13 protein-coding genes and 3 pseudogenes are annotated in these 16,463 nt (G+C 73.6%); 7 read left to right on the top strand and 9 right to left on the bottom strand.

All coding sequences use genetic code 11. The features are described from left to right. Positions 1 to 59 precede the first annotated feature (59 nt). On the top strand, positions 60 to 254 hold the full coding sequence (locus AC07DA_RS17895; RefSeq protein WP_479129107.1) for a hypothetical protein: 195 nt from the start codon (positions 60 to 62) through the stop codon (positions 252 to 254). On the opposite strand, the gene AC07DA_RS17890 is transcribed toward AC07DA_RS17895, so the two are convergent. The 3 genes from AC07DA_RS17890 to AC07DA_RS17880 all read right to left on the bottom strand — a co-directional run bounded on the left by AC07DA_RS17890 (position 242) and on the right by AC07DA_RS17880 (position 2,497). Beyond that, on the bottom strand, positions 242 to 934 hold the full coding sequence (locus AC07DA_RS17890; protein WP_479129106.1) for an endonuclease V: 693 nt from the start codon (positions 932 to 934) through the stop codon (positions 242 to 244). The genes AC07DA_RS17895 and AC07DA_RS17890 overlap by 13 nt on opposite strands. Before the next feature lie 74 nt (positions 935 to 1,008). After that, positions 1,009 to 1,332, bottom strand: coding sequence for a plasmid stabilization protein (locus AC07DA_RS17885; RefSeq protein ID WP_479129105.1), 324 nt, complete (start codon positions 1,330 to 1,332; stop codon positions 1,009 to 1,011). A gap of 70 nt (positions 1,333 to 1,402) precedes the next feature. Then, entirely contained in the window at positions 1,403 to 2,497 is a 1,095-nt protein-coding gene (locus tag AC07DA_RS17880) for a WD40/YVTN/BNR-like repeat-containing protein (protein ID WP_479129104.1), read from the bottom strand. Between the two features lie 257 nt (positions 2,498 to 2,754). On the opposite strand from AC07DA_RS17880, the gene ssgD reads away from it, so the two are divergent. Continuing rightward, positions 2,755 to 3,171 carry a spore wall synthesis regulator SsgD gene (ssgD, locus tag AC07DA_RS17875; RefSeq protein ID WP_479129103.1) on the top strand — a complete coding sequence of 139 codons (417 nt, stop codon included), beginning with the start codon at positions 2,755 to 2,757 and terminating at the stop codon, positions 3,169 to 3,171. 147 nt (positions 3,172 to 3,318) lie between these two features. Here ssgD and AC07DA_RS17870 read toward each other — a convergent pair. The 3 genes and pseudogenes from AC07DA_RS17870 to AC07DA_RS17860 form a co-directional block, all read right to left on the bottom strand. Then, positions 3,319 to 3,408: pseudogene (locus AC07DA_RS17870) on the bottom strand (isocitrate lyase/phosphoenolpyruvate mutase family protein); the annotation flags it as partial. 166 nt (positions 3,409 to 3,574) lie between these two features. Further along, a pseudogene (locus tag AC07DA_RS17865) lies at positions 3,575 to 3,739 on the bottom strand (hypothetical protein); the annotation flags it as partial. 294 nt (positions 3,740 to 4,033) lie between these two features. Then, positions 4,034 to 4,678: a GOLPH3/VPS74 family protein gene (locus AC07DA_RS17860; RefSeq protein ID WP_479129102.1), complete on the bottom strand. Its 645-nt coding sequence runs from the start codon at positions 4,676 to 4,678 to the stop codon at positions 4,034 to 4,036. Positions 4,679 to 4,971: 293 nt separating this feature from the next. On the opposite strand from AC07DA_RS17860, the gene AC07DA_RS17855 reads away from it, so the two are divergent. Together AC07DA_RS17855 and AC07DA_RS17850 are read left to right on the top strand one after the other, a co-directional pair. Next, entirely contained in the window at positions 4,972 to 6,597 is a 1,626-nt protein-coding gene (locus AC07DA_RS17855; RefSeq protein WP_479129101.1) for an ABC-F family ATP-binding cassette domain-containing protein, read from the top strand. Between the two features lie 10 nt (positions 6,598 to 6,607). Next, positions 6,608 to 8,884 carry an ATP-binding cassette domain-containing protein gene (locus AC07DA_RS17850; protein ID WP_479129100.1) on the top strand — a complete coding sequence of 759 codons (2,277 nt, stop codon included), beginning with the start codon at positions 6,608 to 6,610 and terminating at the stop codon, positions 8,882 to 8,884. Here AC07DA_RS17850 and AC07DA_RS17845 read toward each other — a convergent pair. Then, positions 8,868 to 10,067 carry an ABC transporter substrate-binding protein gene (locus AC07DA_RS17845; RefSeq protein WP_479129099.1) on the bottom strand — a complete coding sequence of 400 codons (1,200 nt, stop codon included), beginning with the start codon at positions 10,065 to 10,067 and terminating at the stop codon, positions 8,868 to 8,870. The genes AC07DA_RS17850 and AC07DA_RS17845 overlap by 17 nt on opposite strands. Before the next feature lie 29 nt (positions 10,068 to 10,096). Next, a complete protein-coding gene (locus AC07DA_RS17840) occupies positions 10,097 to 10,474 on the bottom strand; it encodes a hypothetical protein (RefSeq protein ID WP_479129098.1) in 378 nt (125 codons plus the stop codon). A gap of 285 nt (positions 10,475 to 10,759) precedes the next feature. On the opposite strand from AC07DA_RS17840, the gene AC07DA_RS17835 reads away from it, so the two are divergent. The 3 genes and pseudogenes from AC07DA_RS17835 to AC07DA_RS17825 all read left to right on the top strand — a co-directional run bounded on the left by AC07DA_RS17835 (position 10,760) and on the right by AC07DA_RS17825 (position 16,094). Then, positions 10,760 to 13,147 (top strand): Orn/Lys/Arg family decarboxylase, encoded by a 2,388-nt coding sequence (locus AC07DA_RS17835; protein ID WP_479129097.1) that lies wholly within the window; start codon positions 10,760 to 10,762, stop codon positions 13,145 to 13,147. A gap of 998 nt (positions 13,148 to 14,145) precedes the next feature. Continuing rightward, positions 14,146 to 14,921 (top strand): annotated as a pseudogene (ddaH, locus tag AC07DA_RS17830) (dimethylargininase). Positions 14,922 to 15,116: 195 nt separating this feature from the next. Next, positions 15,117 to 16,094: an acyl-ACP desaturase gene (locus AC07DA_RS17825; protein WP_479129096.1), complete on the top strand. Its 978-nt coding sequence runs from the start codon at positions 15,117 to 15,119 to the stop codon at positions 16,092 to 16,094. 107 nt (positions 16,095 to 16,201) lie between these two features. Here the strand turns inward: AC07DA_RS17825 and AC07DA_RS17820 are convergent, their stop codons facing one another. Then, positions 16,202 to 16,447 carry a WhiB family transcriptional regulator gene (locus tag AC07DA_RS17820; RefSeq protein ID WP_479129095.1) on the bottom strand — a complete coding sequence of 82 codons (246 nt, stop codon included), beginning with the start codon at positions 16,445 to 16,447 and terminating at the stop codon, positions 16,202 to 16,204. Between the last annotated feature and the right edge of the window lie 16 nt (positions 16,448 to 16,463).

Raw genomic sequence — 16,463 nt, 5'->3', positions numbered from 1 at the left:
CAGCCCCCGGTGACCGCGCGAAAAGTACCAACAAGGAGGTCAATGACATCCTTGAAGGTATGCGATTCCTTCTGGAAGTCTCCCTGGACGGCCCCGCGTTGGCGAAGGACCCGGCGGGCGAACTGGGCCGGATCCTCAGATACTGGGGCGGCGCTGTGCACCACTGTGCGCTCGGCCCCGGCGACGGATCGGCGATCTACGACTCGGAGTACCGCGAGGTGGGCCGCTGGCGGGTGGAGGGTCAGGCCGAGTAGGCCGACCTGAGCGCCTCCCGGCACAGCGCGTCCGCCCGGCGGGTGGTCTCGGGCAGGCGGTACTCGGGGGTCAGGGCGAGGGTGTGGGCGCAGGCGCCGTCCAGCGTCATCCGGTGGCCCACCGAGACGAAGACCGGCTTGACCCCCTCCCGGGTGCGCAGGGCGCGGCCGACCTCCTCGGAGCCGGCGAGCAGCGCCGAGCTGCTGCCCCGCGGGGTGTCCGGGTCGTCGTAGGTGAAGGTGAACGGGTTCTTGGCGACGCCGATCGTGGGCAGGCCGGTCAGCACGCCGAGGTGGCTCGCCAGGCCGAAGCGGCGGGGGTGGGCCAGACCGTAGCCGTCGCAGACGACCAGTCCGGGGTCGCACGGCAGGGCGTCGAGCGCGGCCAGGACCGTGGGGATCTCGCGGAAGGCGAACAGCCCGGGCACGTAGGGGAAGGAGATGCGGCCCACGGCGGTGGCGCGGGCGACGACGTCGAGGCTCGCCGCGTCCAGGACGACCGCGGCCGCCGCGACGACGTCGCGTTCGTCGTCGTAGGCGACGTCGACGCCCGTCACCCGGCCGGTCCCGGGCGGGGGGCCCGCCTCGTCGAGGATCACCCGCTCGCGCAGCGCGTCCTGGGCGGCGCGGGCCTGCTCCTCGGTGGCGGGCCAGTCCTCGGGGATGCGTACGGTCGTCATGGTGCCCCGAGCCTACGGGGCACGCGAGGGCCGGCAGGACCAGGGTCTCCTGCCGGCCCGGCGGGGCGTGCGCCTCACTTGCCCAGCGCGCGCTGCAACTGGCTCTTGTTCATGCTGGACCGGCCCTCGACACCCTTGCGCTTGGCCTCCTGGTACAGCTGGTCGTAGGTGGGGCCCTGGGAGCCCTGCCCCGACCGCTGCCCGCCGCGCTTGCCGGACGACATGTCCTTGGTGGAGGTGCGGCTGGCCGTCTTGGACTCGCCGGAGCGGGCGCGCTCCTTGTTCACCGTCCGTGCGGCGATCTCCTTGGCGCGGCCGGTGCTCTCGCCCCGGTCCTTCGCGCTCTCCTTGATGTGCTCGTACTGCCGCTCCCGCTTGGGGCTCGAACCGCGTGGCATTCTCGCTCACTTCCTTTCACGTCCGGTGAACGGGTACCCACACTGCCAACCCTCACCGCACACCGCTCGCTCAGTGCTCCAGGCGGGCCACCCGCCCCTTCTCCCCGGCGGCCCAGCAGCCGTGGTCCGGGGCGCAGTCGACGGTGTCGTAGGAGCCCGTGTCGACGGTCCGCCAGGTGCGGCCGGCGTCAGTGGTGAGGTCGGTGCCGGTGGGGCCGACGGCGAGAGCGGCGGTGCGGCGGTGCGGGAGCCAGGCGACGCCGGAGCGGTAGGCGGCGGGCGGGCTGGTCGCGGGGCGCCAGGCGCGGCCGCCGTCGACGGTGCGCGCGGCGGCGCGGGGGGAGGGCCGGCCGGGGGTGAAGTCGCCGCCGACGGCGAGTCCGTGGGCCCGGTCGCGGAAGGCCAGCGCGAAGACCCCGCGGGCCGGATCGCCCGCCGGGAGGGGCGTCTCGGTGGCCCGCCAGGTGTGTCCCCGGTCGGCGGAGTGCAGCACGCGCGCGTGCGCGGCCCCGCCGGTGGCGAGCCAGACGTCCTTCGGCCCCGACGTCACCAGGCACTGGCCGCTCGCGGCGAACCCGGCCTCGCCCTCCAGCGCGGCCGGCATGCCCCGGTCCGGGAGCACCGTCCAGGTCCGGCCGCCGTCGCCGGTCGACAGGATGCGGAACTTCCCGTCCACGGGGTCGCTCAGGGCGAGGCCGTGGCGGTGGTCGAAGAAGGCGAGGCAGTCGTAGAAGGCCCTCGGGTCGGTGTTGCGGAAGGACTCCGTCCACGTGGCTCCGCCGTCATCGGTGCGGTAGACGCGGGAGGCCTCGCCCTCGCCGATGGCCAGGACCACGGCCCGGCGGGCGTCGAAGGCCTCGACGTCCCGGAACTGCAACTCCCCCGCGCCCGGCGGCGAGACGTTCCGCCAGGTCGCTCCGCCGTCGGTGGTGCGCAGCACGGTGCCGGCGTTACCGGCGGCCCAGGCGGTGTTCCGGCCGACGGCGGCCAGGCCGCGGAACCGTACGTCCGGAGTGCCGGTGTCCTTGACTTCCCAGCGCGGCACGCGCCGCTCCGGCTCCCCGGCTCCCGCGGGAGCGGCGGTCAGGGCGGCCAGGGCCGCCGCGCACGCCGTGGCGGCGATCACGCCGCGTCTTGTCCGTCCCGACCGTCGCGTGCTCCCCATCCGCCTCATGGCCGGGGAAGCTAGCCCACCGCACGGGCACCGTCCAGACGGCCTCGGCGGCGTGCCCGGCGTCCGGGGAGGCGTCACGAGAGCCGTTCGGGGCACACGAGGAGAGCCATGGCAGTCCCGGGCATGAACGCGGTGACGGAGGTCACTCCCAACTCAGGTGCACGGAATGGCCGATTCCGTCGTCTCTTCCCATGCCCGGCCTCATCCGCCCGGACGTGTCCGTCCAGCCGTCACAAGGGAGCAAGGCGTTGTCCATCGTCATCGAGCAGCCCGTGGAGGCCCGTCTCGTCGCCGCCGCGCCGCGTATGCCGAGCATTCCCGCGACGCTGCACTACGACCGGCGCGACCCGTTCGCCGTCCGCATGACCTTCCCCGCCCCGGCGACGCTGGAGGGCGTCGAGGTGTGCTGGACCTTCTCCCGGGAGCTGCTCGCCGCCGGGATGGAGGGCTCCGAGGGGCACGGTGACGTGCGGGTGCGGCCCTACGGGTACGACCGCACGGTGCTGGAGTTCCACGCCCCCGAGGGCACCGCCGTGGTGCACGTCCGGTCGAGCGAGATCCGCACGTTCCTGAAGGCGACGAGCGAGCTGGTGCCCGTCGGCCTTGAGCACCTGCAGCTGGATCTGGACCACGACCTGGCGGAACTGATGCGGGACGCCTGCTGAGCGTCGACGTGGCTGCGGAAGCAGGGCGTTGACCTCGTCGTAGTCGGGTGCGCCGGTCGGCGACCGGTAGGGGCCCGCCGCCGCCGGCTCCGCTGCCGTCCGGCGGACCAGGGCGTGCGCCGCGCGGGCGAGCCCCGGCCCGGTGCTGACGCGGGCGACGCCCACGACGGCCGGTCCGGCGACCGGCGGCGTGCCGGGACCGGCCATGACGTCGAGCGGCCCGTCGACGCACGCCACGCTTTGCGCGACGGTCCCCGGATCGACGGCCCCGGGGAGGACGGTCCCGTCGGCACCCCGCTGCGCGGAAGGCCGCGGCCCGTTCCCGGTCCGCGCGGTGGCGAACAGCGGCGCTCCGGCCGCGTCGGCCCCCGCGCGCGGCGGCGATCCGCTCGGCCCGGCGGTGCGGTGACGCCGCGCGGCGGCCCGCCCGCCCGGCGCCGTGGACCGCGCCCTCGATGGTCACGCCCACCGCTCCGGCGGCGAGCACCTCGCGGACGGCACGGGCGACGCCGTCCGCGCCCGGTGCGCGACCGCTCCCGACGTCCGTGCTCTCGGCGTCCGCGGTCACGGGGACGGTCACGGCCCGTGCGATCGGCCGGCGGCGGCGAGCACGGCGTCAGGGTCCGTCCGCTCTCCGTCCGGTGCCCCGAGCGCCCGGCCGAGCCCGGCGCTGATCGTCGCGGCCGCCGCGGCACCGGACTCCTCGACGAGCCGGGCGCCGAGGGCGTCCCGCAGGGCAGGACCAGCTAAACACCGGGGACGTGCGAGGCGTGGCAGGCCGCGGCGCGGTCGTGCCGGGGCGTGGTCGTGCCGGGGCGCCCTGCCCGCCGCTCGACCCGCCGCGGGTATGCCGACGAGGGGGTCAGAGGGAGGCCGGTGCCGGCGCGGCCACGGCCACCGCCGCACGCATCTCGCGGACGATCCTCGCCAGTCCGGGCACCGACGCTCCCGCCCGCTCGGTCAGCTCCTCGACGCGCCGCTCGCCGGCGCGCGTGCCGAGCAGGTCGGCCGCGTCGGCCAGGACGGCGACCGCCGCGTCCCGCTCGGCGACGCCCGCGGCCGGCAGCGGCCCGAGGAGGACCTCCCGCGTCTCCTCCCGCAGCACCTTCACCGCGGCGGCTCGCTCCAGCGCGTACTCCACGGACGGGAACACGCCGAGGACGCGTCTCTTCTCCGCCCGCAGGTACCCCCCGGCCACGAGTTGCTCCCGTACGGCGTCGGCGGTCACCCGCGCCCGCAGCCGCACCCACGTCCGCCAGGAGTGCGGGCACGACTCGTGGACGAGTTCCAGCAGTCCGTCGAGGACCGCGTCACCGCTGCGGGCGTCCATGTCGGCCGGCGTGGCGATGCCGTCCTCGTCGGTGAGCAGACCACGCCGGGCCAGGTCGACGAGGGCACCGGCGCGCACCGGGCCGGCCGGCTGGGCCGCGCCGCCCGCCGGCGGCCGCGCGCTGTCCCAGGCCAGCAGCGACAGCCGGGCCGGCAGCGTGAGCGAACCGTGGGACACAGGGCCTCCTAGGGCGGGGAGAGCGGCTTCGGTTAATGCGTTGACAGCCCCCGTACCCCCTCCTACGGTGTACAGCGGTCCTGTTGCCGTCGATTGGAGAAGGACGTTGCTCGTCTGAGGTCCTGAGACACCGCGCCCCACCCGTGAGGTGTGTGCGCTGCGTGCGACCTCGGCGTCCGAGCCGTCCCCCGGTGCAGGGCTCTTCTCATGCCCGTGGAGTCTCCTCCCTGGTCGCAGGTGTCTCGACACGCGTTTGCCCCTGACTGCTCATAGCAACCGCGAGTGAGGCCACCATGTCCGCTTCCATCACCGTCACCTCCCTGTCGTTCACCTGGCCGGACGGCACGCCCGTCTTCGAGGGCCTGGACGTCGCGTTCGGCCCGGGCCGGACCGGTCTGGTCGGGGTCAACGGGTCGGGGAAATCGACCCTGCTGAGGCTCGTCGCCGGTGAACTCGCACCGGCCGACGGCACCGTGCGCGTCGCCGGCGAGGTCGGCTACCTGCCGCAGAACGTCACCCTGGACACCGGCCTGCGCGTCGACGAGGCGCTCGGCATCGCCGACCGGCGGGCCGCGCTGCACGCCATCGAGGCGGGCGAGGTGGCCGAGGAGCACTTCGAGACCGTCGGCGACGACTGGGACGTCGAGGAGCGCGCCCTCGCCACGCTCGGCGAGCTCGGCCTCGGCCACATCGGGCTGGACCGCACCACCGGCGAGGTGTCGGGCGGGGAGTCCGTCCTGCTGCGGCTGGCCGCGCTGCTGTTGCGCCGGCCCGACGTGCTGCTGCTGGACGAGCCGACCAACAACCTCGACCTGTACGCCCGGCGGCGGCTGTACGAGGCCGTCCGGTCCTGGCCGGGCGTCATGGTCGTGGTCAGCCACGACCGGGAACTGCTGGACCTGGTCGACCAGATCGCCGACCTGCGCTCCGGGGAGATCGCCTGGTACGGCGGCAACCACTCCGCCTACGAGGAGGCCCTGGAGGCCGAGCAGGAGGCGGCCGAGCGGATGGTGCGCGTCGCCGAGGCCGACTTCCGCAGACAGAAGCGCGAACTGACCGACGCACAGGTGAAACTGGCCCGCCGCAAGCGGTACGGGCAGAAGATGTGGGATCAGAAGCGCGAGCCGAAGATCGTCATGGGGGCGCGCAAGCGGGCGGCGCAGGAGTCCGCCGGCAAGCACCGGATCATGCACGAGGAGAAGCTCGCCGAGGCCAGGGAGCGGCTCGACGAGGCGGTGGAGGCCGTGCGGGACGACGACGAGATCCGCGTCGACCTGCCGTACACGGCCGTGCCGCCGGGGCGTACCGTGCTGACCGTCCAGGACCTCGTGCTGCGGTACGGCGCCCGGGTGCAGGGCGGGCTCGACCTGCGCGGTCCCGAACGGGTCGCGCTGATCGGGCGCAACGGCGCGGGCAAGACCACGCTGCTGCGCACGATCACCGGGGAGCTGCCCGCGGAGTCGGGCGAGGTGACGGCGCACGTCCCGCTGCGGTTCCTGCCGCAGCGGCTCGACGTCCTGGACGGGGAGCGGACGGTCGCCGAGAACGTGGCCCGGTTCGCGCCGGGCGCCACCAACAACCGGGTCCGGGCGCGGCTGGCCCGCTTCCTGTTCCGGGGCGCCCGGGCCGACCAGAAGGCGGCGACGCTGTCGGGCGGCGAACGCTTCCGGGCGGCTCTCGCCGCCCTGATGCTCGCCGAGCCGGCGCCGCAGCTGCTCCTGCTGGACGAACCGACCAACAACCTGGACATGGCCAGTGTGCGGCAGCTGACCTCGGCCCTGGAGTCGTACGAGGGGGCGCTGATCGTGGCCAGTCACGACCTGCCGTTCCTGGAGTCGGTCGGCATCACGCGCTGGCTGCTGCTGGAGGACGGAGAACTCAAGGAAATCACGCCAGAAGCTGTCGGGTTTCCCGCCTAGCGTCGGGTGCATGCCCGAATTCATCACCCTGACCGGAGCCCGTGAGAACAACCTCAAGGACGTCACTCTCCGCATCCCGAAGGGCCGGCTGACCGTGTTCACCGGCGTTTCGGGATCGGGGAAGTCGTCCGTCGTCTTCGACACGATCGCGGTGGAGTCGCAGCGCCAGCTCAACGAGACCTACCCGTGGTTCGTCCGCAACCGGCTGCCCAAGTTCGAACGGCCGCACGCGGACGCCCTGGAGGACCTCACCCCCGCGATCGTCGTCGACCAGCGGCCGGTCGGCGGCCACTCCCGGTCGACGGTCGGCACCATGACGGACGTCTCCTCGGTGATCCGCGTCCTGTTCTCCCGGCACGGCACCCCGAGCGCGGGACCGGCCACGGCGTACTCGTTCAACGACCCGTCGGGCATGTGCCCCGAGTGCGACGGGCTCGGCCGCACCGTGGGGCCCGACTGGGACCGCATCCTCGACCCGGACCGCTCGCTGGCCGACGGGGCGGTCCGCTTCCCGCCGTTCGCGGCGGGGACCTGGCAGGGCCAGACGTACACCAACAGCCCCGACCTCGACCCGGACAAGCCGGTGGGCCGGTTCACCGCCGCCGAACGGGAGTTCCTGCTGCGCGGGCGCCCCGGCAGCAAGGTCTCCGTCAGCGGCAGCGGCGGCACCTGGATCACCGACTACGAGGGCCTCGCCGACCGCTTCGAGCGGCTGTACCTGAAGCGGGACCTGTCGGCGATGAGCCAGAAGACCCGTGACCTGGTACGGGAGTTCATGGTGGAGGGCGTCTGCCCGGCCTGCCGGGGAGCACGGCTCAACGCGGCGGCGCTCGCGACGCGGATCGGCGGCCGGTCCATCGCCGACTGCGCCCGCATGCAGGTCACGGATCTCATCGCCGTGCTGAAGGAGATCGACGACCCGGTGGCCGGGCCCATCGCCGGCGCGGCCGTGGCCGCGCTGGAGCGGATCGAGGCGATCGGCCTCGGCTATCTCAGCCTCGACCGGGAGACCGCCACGCTCAGCGGCGGGGAGGGGCAGCGGCTGAAGACCGTGCGGCACCTCGGTTCCAGCCTGACCGGGATGACGTACATCTTCGACGAGCCGAGCGTCGGGCTGCACCCGCGGGACGTGGGCCGTCTCGGCGATCTGCTGCTGCGGCTGCGCGACAAGGGCAACACCGTGCTGGTCGTCGAGCACGACCCGGACGTCATCGCGCTGGCCGACCACGTGGTGGACATGGGGCCGGGCGCCGGCGCCGGGGGCGGCACGGTGGTGTTCGAGGGGACACCCGGGGAACTGGCCGCGTCGGACACGCTCACCGGGCGCTGTCTGCGCCGGCGTCCGGCGGTCAAGGAGGAGGTGCGGCGGGCCACCGGCGAACTGTGGGTCAAGGGCGCCTCCCGGCACAACCTGCGGGACGTGACCGTACGGTTCCCCACCGGTGTGCTCACGGCGGTGACGGGGGTCGCCGGGTCGGGCAAGAGCAGCCTGGTCGGGGAGTTCACCGCCGCGCACGAGGAGGCCGTGGTGGTCGATCAGTCCTCGATCGGCATCTCGGGCCGGTCCACCCCGGCGACGTACCTGGGGATCATGGACACGGTCCGCAGGATCTTCGCCCGCGAGACGGGGGCCGAGGCGGGCCTGTTCAGCTTCAACTCCGACGGCGCCTGCCCCACCTGCGAGGGCCGGGGCGTCATCCACACCGACCTCGCCTTCATGGATCCGGTGACGACGACCTGCCACGACTGCGCGGGGCGGCGCTTCAAGGAGGAGGTGCTGCGACTGACCGTGCGGGGCCGCTCCATCGCCGACGTCCTGGAGATGACGGCCCAACAGGCGCTCGGCTTCTTCGCGGACAAGGCCGTACGGCGCCGGCTGCGCGCCCTGCGGGACGTCGGGCTGACGTACCTGACGCTGGGGCAGCCGCTGTCGACGCTCTCCGGTGGCGAGCGGCAGCGCATCAAGCTGGCGACGCGGCTGCACCGCACGGGCACGGTGTACGTGCTGGACGAGCCGACGACCGGGCTGCACATGGCGGACGTGGAGGGCCTGATCGGCCTGCTGGACCGGCTGGTCGACGCGGGCAACACGGTCGTCGTCGTCGAGCACAACCTGGACGTCGTCGCCCGGGCCGACTGGGTGATCGACCTCGGCCCGGACGGCGGCCGGGACGGTGGCGAGGTGGTGTTCGAGGGCACGCCGCGGCACCTGCTGGACGCGGCCGGATCGTTCACCGGGGAGCATCTGCGGCGGTTCGTGCGGCAGGGGGTCAGTGGGCCGGCATGAGCTCCCCGGTGACCGGGACTGCGGGGTGGGCCCGGTTGCCGACGACGGCGAGACGGGGGCCCCGCGCGCCGGGCTGCCACTGCCCGCCCACCAGGGGCAGCAGGGCGATGTTGGGCGTCGGACCGCGGGACCAGTCCAGGGTGCCCGCGATGGTGTCGAGCCTCGCACCGGCGAGGGTGTCGGCGACGGACGCCCGGTCGGTGGGGTCGTCGGCGGCGGTGAGGACGTGGTGGGCGGTCTCCACCAGCGCGTGGGCCAGGCCCAGGGGCTGCAGCCACGCGGCGCCGGTGTCCCGCTCGTAGTCACGGGCGAGTTCGGCGCACGTGGTGCCGTCGAGAGCGGAGCGGTAGGGGTGGTCCGGGCTCCAGTAGACCAGGGTGGCCACGCGCGCGTCGCCGAGTTCGCCGTGGACGTCGGGGGCGGGGGTGGTGTGGGTGTGCGGGTAGGTCAGCCAGCGCGAGCAGGTGATCAGCCGCGGCCGTACCCCCGCGGCGCGGGCCTGGCGGTGGAAGAGGGCGAGGTCGGTGGCGGTGGCGGCGCTGGTGACGAGGTCGGCGCCGTGCTCGCGCAGCCGGGCGACCTGCGCGGCGAAGCCGGGGGCCGGCTCCCGGTAGGCGCCGAGGTCCACCAGGGTGTGCCCGCGCGGGGCCGTCACCGGGGCGAAGCCGTACCGCTCGTGCCGCAGCAGCGTGCCCTGCAGGTCGTCGTTCCACAGGCACCCGACGGTGCCCCGGCCGCCGACGCGCTCCCACAGGTCGGCGAAGACGGCGGCGATGTCGTCCAGTCCCCACGCGAAGTGGTACGTCCACCGGAAGCGGTGCCCGGGTCCGGCGGCGCGCGCGTGGAGGTAGGCCTGCCACGGGAAGGTGGTGGACACGCAGGGGACACCGGCCTCCTCGCAGGCGTCGGTGACCGCGGGCAGCACCTGGGTCCCGGCCATCGTCAGCACGATGTGCGCGCCGTCGGCACCGGCCAGGTCGCGCACGGCCCGCCGCGCCGCCCCGGGGTCGGAGCGGCTGTCGCGCACGACGACGGTCACGTCGTGGCGGCGGCCACCGCTGCGCACGTGCCCGAGCCGGGGGGCGAGCCGGCGCAGGACGTACGACAACGGGGACCCGAGAGGGGCCAGCCGGCCCGTCAGGGGCGCCACCACGCCCACGCACAGGGAAGTCGGCGACACCATGGCCCCTCTCCTCTCGTCGGTGTGACCGCTCAGCGGCCGGAACGGTCCGCGGTGACGCAGGTGGTCTTGCTGAAGACCGCCACCGTCTCGTTGCCGCAGTTGTTGCTGTGGCCCGAGGCGTTGCGCGCGAAGAGCAGGTTGGACAGGACGCCGCCGCTGGGGCCCGCCTGGTCGCCGCCGCCGCGCCCGTCGTCCTCGGTCACACAGGTGCGCTCCTTGAACAGGGCGACCTTGCCGGTCCCGCAGAGGTTGGCGTGGCCGGAGGAGTTCCGGCCGGAGAGGTTGGACAGCACCCCGCCCGCCCCCGCATCGCCGTCACCGGCATGGGCCGTGGCCATGCCGGCGGGAACGGCCATCAGCAGTCCCACGATCGAGGCCACTACCGCCATGCGCCGCGTGCCGTACATCTGTGTCGGTTTCCTTCCGTTGGATCGGTCGCCGGCCGTGTCGGCCGGAGCGCTCTGACCAACGACCCGCCGGAAGATCGGTACGGCCCCGCCCAGGTGAATGATCTGCACAACCGTTGATCGGGTACTGCGATCGAATGCCGGTCACGGAGCCGTTGACCCGCGTCAACGCGGCGCCCGCACCGCACCTCGATGGGGTGGTTTGACCGTTCGCCCGCCGATCACGCGTGCGGGCTCCGCGAACACTGAACGGGGGTGGCGCGGGCCATCGGGAAGGGGAACGGCATGGCCGACGGCACGGTTGTGATGGCGGTGGCGGAGGGTCCGCAGGACGAGGGCGCCACGGCGGGGCAGTGGGTGAGGATCGCCGAGGCGATCCGGGCCCGGGGCTTACAGGTCCGGTGGGCGGCCAGCGCCGCCGACGCCGAGGCGGTGCTGCGGACCGAGGCGGGTCTGGCCGCCGCGGTGGTCGCCTGGGACCTGCCGTCCCAGGAGCAGGGGGAACCGGGCGGGGCCGGGGTGCTGCGGCGGATCGGCCACCGCTTCCGGGACCTGCCGGTGTTCCTCGCCATGGCCGACGAGGGGCTGCGGGAGCTGCCGCTGTGGGTGTCGCAGTCGGTGGTGGGCTACGTGTGGCCGCTGGAGGACACGCCGGCGTTCCTGGCCGGCCGGATCAGCACCGCCGCGCGCGCCTACCAGGACGCCCTGCTCCCGCCGTTCTTCAAGGCGCTGCGCCGCTTCGACGACGCACACGAGCACTCGTGGCACACGCCCGCGCACTCGGGAGGCGTCGCCTTCCTCAAGTCGCCGGTCGGCCGGGCGTTCCACGACTACTTCGGGGAGCGGTTGCTGCGCAGCGACCTGTCGATCTCGGTCGAGGAGCTCGGCTCGCTGTTCGAGCACACCGGGCCGATCGGCGAGGCGGAGCGCAACGCCGCGCGGGTCTTCGGCTCCGAACGCACGTACTTCGTGCTGCACGGCGACTCCACGTGCAACCGCCTGGTCGGCCACTTCAGCGTGACCCGCGACGAGATCGCCCTGGTGGACCGCAACTGCCACAAGTCGGTTCTGCACGGCCTGGTGGTCTCCGGTGCCCGGCCGGTCTACCTGGTCCCCACCCGCAACGGCTACGGGCTCGCCGGGCCGCTGCCGCCGGGCGAGCTCGCGGCGCAGTCGCTGGCCGCGCGGATCGCCGCGAACCCGCTGACCGCGGACGCGGTGTCCTCGCGCGCGCAGTACGCGGTGTTCACCAACTCCACGTACGACGGCCTGTGCTACGACGCGCCGGCGGCGGCCCGGGCGTTCGCCGCCGGCACGCCCCGGCTGCACTTCGACGAGGCGTGGTTCGCGTACGCCCGCTTCCACCCCCTCTACGCCGGGCGCTACGGCATGTCCGTGGACGCGGAGGCCTTCCCCGGCCCGGACCGGCCGACGGTGTTCGCGACCCAGTCCACGCACAAGCTGCTGGCGGCGCTGTCGCAGGGCGCCATGGTGCACGTCAGGCCCGCGCCCCGGGCGCCGGTGGAGCACGACCGGTTCAACGAGGCGCTGATGATGCACGGCACGACGTCGCCGCTGTACCCGATGATCGCCTCGCTGGACGTGGCGACGGCGATGATGGACGGCCCGCAGGGGCGGTGGCTCATCGACGAGGCGGTCACGGAGGCGGTCCGGTTCCGCCAGGAGATGGTGCGCATCGGACGGCGCATCGAGGCGGCGGGCGACCGGCCCCCGTGGTTCTTCGGGGTGTGGCAGCCCGGCGAGGTGACCGACCCGGCGAGCGGGGAGCGCCTGCCCTTCGACGAGGCCCCGGCGGAGCTGCTGCGCTCGGAGCAGTCGTGCTGGCAGCTGGAACCCGGTGCCGACTGGCACGGCTTCCCCGGTCTGACCGACGGCTGGTGCATGCTCGACCCGATCAAGGTGACCCTGACCTGCCCGGGGATCGACGCGCGCGGTGAGATGGCCGAGTGGGGCATCCCGGCGCGGGTGCTCACCGCGTATCTGGCCACGCGCGGGATCGTCGTGGAGAAGACCGACAGCTACACCACGCTGGTGCTGTTCTCCATGGGCATCACCAAGGGCAAGTGGGGCACGCTGCTGGACGCCCTGATGGACTTCAAGGACCTGTACGACGGCGACGCCCCGCTCGACCGGGTGCTGCCCTCGCTCGTGGCGGAGCGGCCCCGGCGCTACGCGGGGCTGACGCTGCGCGCCCTGTGCCAGGAGATGCACGACCATCTGCGCGAGGCCCGGCTGGTCGACCTGCTGGACACCGCCTTCCAGCAGCTGCCGGAGCCGGTCGCCCCGCCCCAGCAGTGCTACCAGCGGCTGATCCGCGGCGGCACGGAACGGCTCCCGCTGGCGGAGGCGGCCGACCGGGTCGCCGCCGCCATGGTCACCGTCACGCCGCCCGGCATCCCGGTCCTCATGCCCGGCGAGAACACCGGCACGGCGGACGGCCCGCTGCTGCGCTACCTCACCGCGCTGGAGTCCTTCGACCGCCGTTTCCCCGGCTTCGCCAGCGAGACCCACGGAGTCACCCGCGACCCCGACACGGGCACGTACCTGATCGAATGCCTGCGCCGCGACGCCCGGCCGGACACGCAGAACGACACGACACCGGCGCAGCGGCGCGAGCCGGAGGAGGTGGACCTGAAGACGGCGACCGGGTGAGACGGACGGTCCACCGAGACCGGAGCGGGGCTCGGCGACCCGGGCTGAACCCCTGCCCGGCCCCTGCCCTCCGCCGAGTCCGCGACCACCCGGACGGCCAGCCAACCGCACCGGCGACCGCCCGGGCCGGAAGCCGACCAGGACAGGGCCACCCAAGCCGGCAGCCAGCCAGGACACGGCCGCCCAGGCCGAAGGCCAACCGGACCGAAGGCCGCGCAAGCCGCAGACCAACCGGCCCAAGGGCCACCCAGGCCGGTGAGCGATCGACCCGGTGGCCGCCCGATCCGAAGGCCGGCCAGGCCGAGAGCCGTCCAAGCCGCAGCCGAAGGCCGTCCAAGCCGAAGGCCGTCCAACCCGAAGGCCAACTGGGCCAGATGTCCCCGGGCCGACGGGCAGGCGAGCCCGGGGGCGCCCGAGCCCGGGCTGCCCGAGCCCGGGGGCGCCCCGGGCCGGAGGCCAACCGGACCCTAGGGCCACTCAGGCCGGAGGCTGCCCAGGCCGAAGGCCCCTAAGCCGAAGGCCGCCCAAGCCAGGGGTAACCCGGATCGAGGGCCAACCGAACGGGGGGCCACCCCAGACCGGAGGCCAACCGGACCAGAGAACAACCGGGCCAGAGAACAACCGAGTCAGGGCTGTTCGTTGCCCAGGGCGGGCTCGGGACCGGGGCGGTCTCCCCGGAGCGGGGGAACCCGACCACGCGCCCGGCACGTCACCCTCCCCCGGCGCGGAAGACGGCTCTTCGCCGCCCCGCGGGGTCGTAGCCGGCCGGCAGAGGGCTGGTCGGCCGGCTGGCTGCGGTCGGACGGACCCACCGCAGGCCCCGGCGTGTCGGGGAGCCGTCCCCGCCCGGGCCGGGCCACGCGCCCTCCGGCCCCGGGGTCGTGCTCCGTCCCGTTCGCCCTGCATGATGGTCGGCCGACGCCCGATGGGTTCCGGCCGATCCCGGGAACTCCGTCGGTGTGGTCCAGACACGTCCCATCCGATACGGAGTCACGCTCGTGCCCAGCAAGAAGGCCCTCGTCCGCCGCCCCAGCCCGCGCCTCGCCGAAGGGCTCGTGACGCACATCGAGCGGGAGAGGGTCGACGCCGGCCTCGCGGGTGAGCAGTGGGAGGCGTACGTGCAGGCCCTTCGCACGCACGGCTGGGAGACCATCGAGGTGGATCGGCCGACGACTGCCCGGACTCGGTGTTCGTCGAGGACACGGTCGTGGTGTACCGGAACGTCGCGCTGATCGCCCGCCCGGGCGCCGACTCCCGCCGCCCGGAGACCGCCGGGGTCGAGGAGGCCGTGGCCGGCCTGGGCTGCTCGGTGAACTGGATCTGGGAGCCGGGCACGCTGGACGGCGGTGACGTCCTGAAGATCGGCGACACCGTGTACGTCGGCCGGGGCGGACGCACCAACGCCGCCGGTGTCCAGCAACTGCGCGCCGCGTTCGAGCCGCTCGGCGCCCGGGTCGTCGCCGTGCCCGTGAGCAAGGTGCTGCACCTGAAGTCGGCGGTCACGGCCCTGCCCGACGGGACGGTCATCGGCCACATCCCGAAGATGGACACGCCGTCGCTGTTCGCCCGCTTCCTGCCCGTCCCGGAGGAGGCCGGCGCCCACGTCGTGCTGCTCGGCGGCGACAAACTGCTGATGGCGGCCAGCGCCCCGAAGACGGCGGAGCTGTTCTCCGACCTCGGGTACGAACCGGTCGTCGTGGACATCAGCGAGTTCGAGAAGCTCGAAGGCTGTGTGACATGTCTCTCGGTCCGGCTGCGGGAGCTCTACGTCTGAGGAGCGCGCGCACCCGCTGCCCGGCCGCCGACCTGCCGGTCCGCGCCGCGCCGCCGGTCTGTGTACGACACCGCTGAGCAGCGGTCTTTACGGCGTCCTTAACCTACGGCCTCGTAACCTACGGAAACGTAGCCTACGATGCCGTAGGTTTAGCAGTTCCGCTCACCGCTCGTACGCATGTCCCCTGGAGAGTCCATGACGATCACCACTCCCCACCTCGGCAGCCCCGCCGGCACCTGGACCGACGCTCAGCTGCTGTACGCACTGGAGGAAGTGGTCGAGAAGGAACTCAACCGGCATCTGCAGGTCGCCAAGGACTGGATGCCGCACGAGTACGTGCCGTGGAGCGACGGGCGCAACTTCCCCGGCCTCTTCGAGGACGGCGAGGCCTGGGAGAAGGAGCAGTCCAAGGTCACCGAGATCGGCCGCATCGCGCTGGTCGTCAACCTCCTGACCGAGGACAACCTGCCCAGCTACCACCACGAGATCGCCTCCCTCTTCGGCCGCGACGGAGCCTGGGGCACCTGGGTGCACCGCTGGACCGCCGAGGAGGGCCGGCACGGCATCGTGATGCGCGACTACCTGCTCACCTCGCGCGCCGTCGACCCGGACAAGCTGGAGCAGTTCCGCATGTCCCACATGAGCGAGGGCTTCGAGTCGGACAACCGCCACTCGATGCTGCACTCGATCGCCTACGTGGCGTTCCAGGAGCTGGCCACCCGCATCTCGCACCGCAACACCGGCCACCAGTCCGGCGACCCGGTCTGCGACCGCATGCTCGCCCGCATCGCGACCGACGAGAACCTGCACATGGTCTTCTACCGGAACCTGCTGCGCGCGGCGTTCGACCTCGCCCCCGACCTGACCATGCGGGCCGTCCGGGACGTGGTCGTCGACTTCCGCATGCCCGGCCACGGCATCCCCGGCTTCGAGCGCGCCGCCGCGCAGATGGCGATCGGCGAGGTCTACAACCTGCGCATCCACCACGACGACGTCCTGCAGCCGGTGCTGCGCTTCCTGAAGATCATGGAGATCGACGGCCTGGGCCCCGAGGGTCGCAAGGCACAGGAGGAGCTCGGCCTGTTCCTGGGCGGCCTGGACGCGGAGGCGACCAAGTTCGACGAGAAGCTGGCCGCGCGCAAGGCCCGCATGGCAGCCCGGGCCGGCGCCTGACACCGGCCCCCGCTCCCATGGGCTGAGGCCCCGGCCGCCGCGAGCGGCCGGGGCCTCACGCGCGGTGAAGAAGGCACGGAACCGGGGCGAGGCACCGGCCGGTGCGGCTACCGCGACGCCCGGCGCAGCTGGAGCCGCTCCTTCTCCGACATGCCGCCCCAGACGCCGAAGCGCTCGTCGTGCTCCAGCGCGTACTCCAGGCAGGCCGTGCGGATCGGGCACAGGCCGCAGATCCGCTTCGCCTCCCGCACCGAACTGCCGGGCTCGGGGAAGAAGAAGTCCGCCCCGGTCTGCGCGCACAACGCTTCCCGCTGCCACGCGAGTTCGGGCGAGGTGATCGTGTCGATGTGCATGACCAGAAGCGTCCCG

This window comes from Streptomyces sp. NPDC044921 (assembly GCF_056432865.1).
This window is presented reverse-complemented; position numbering and strand designations above follow the sequence as displayed.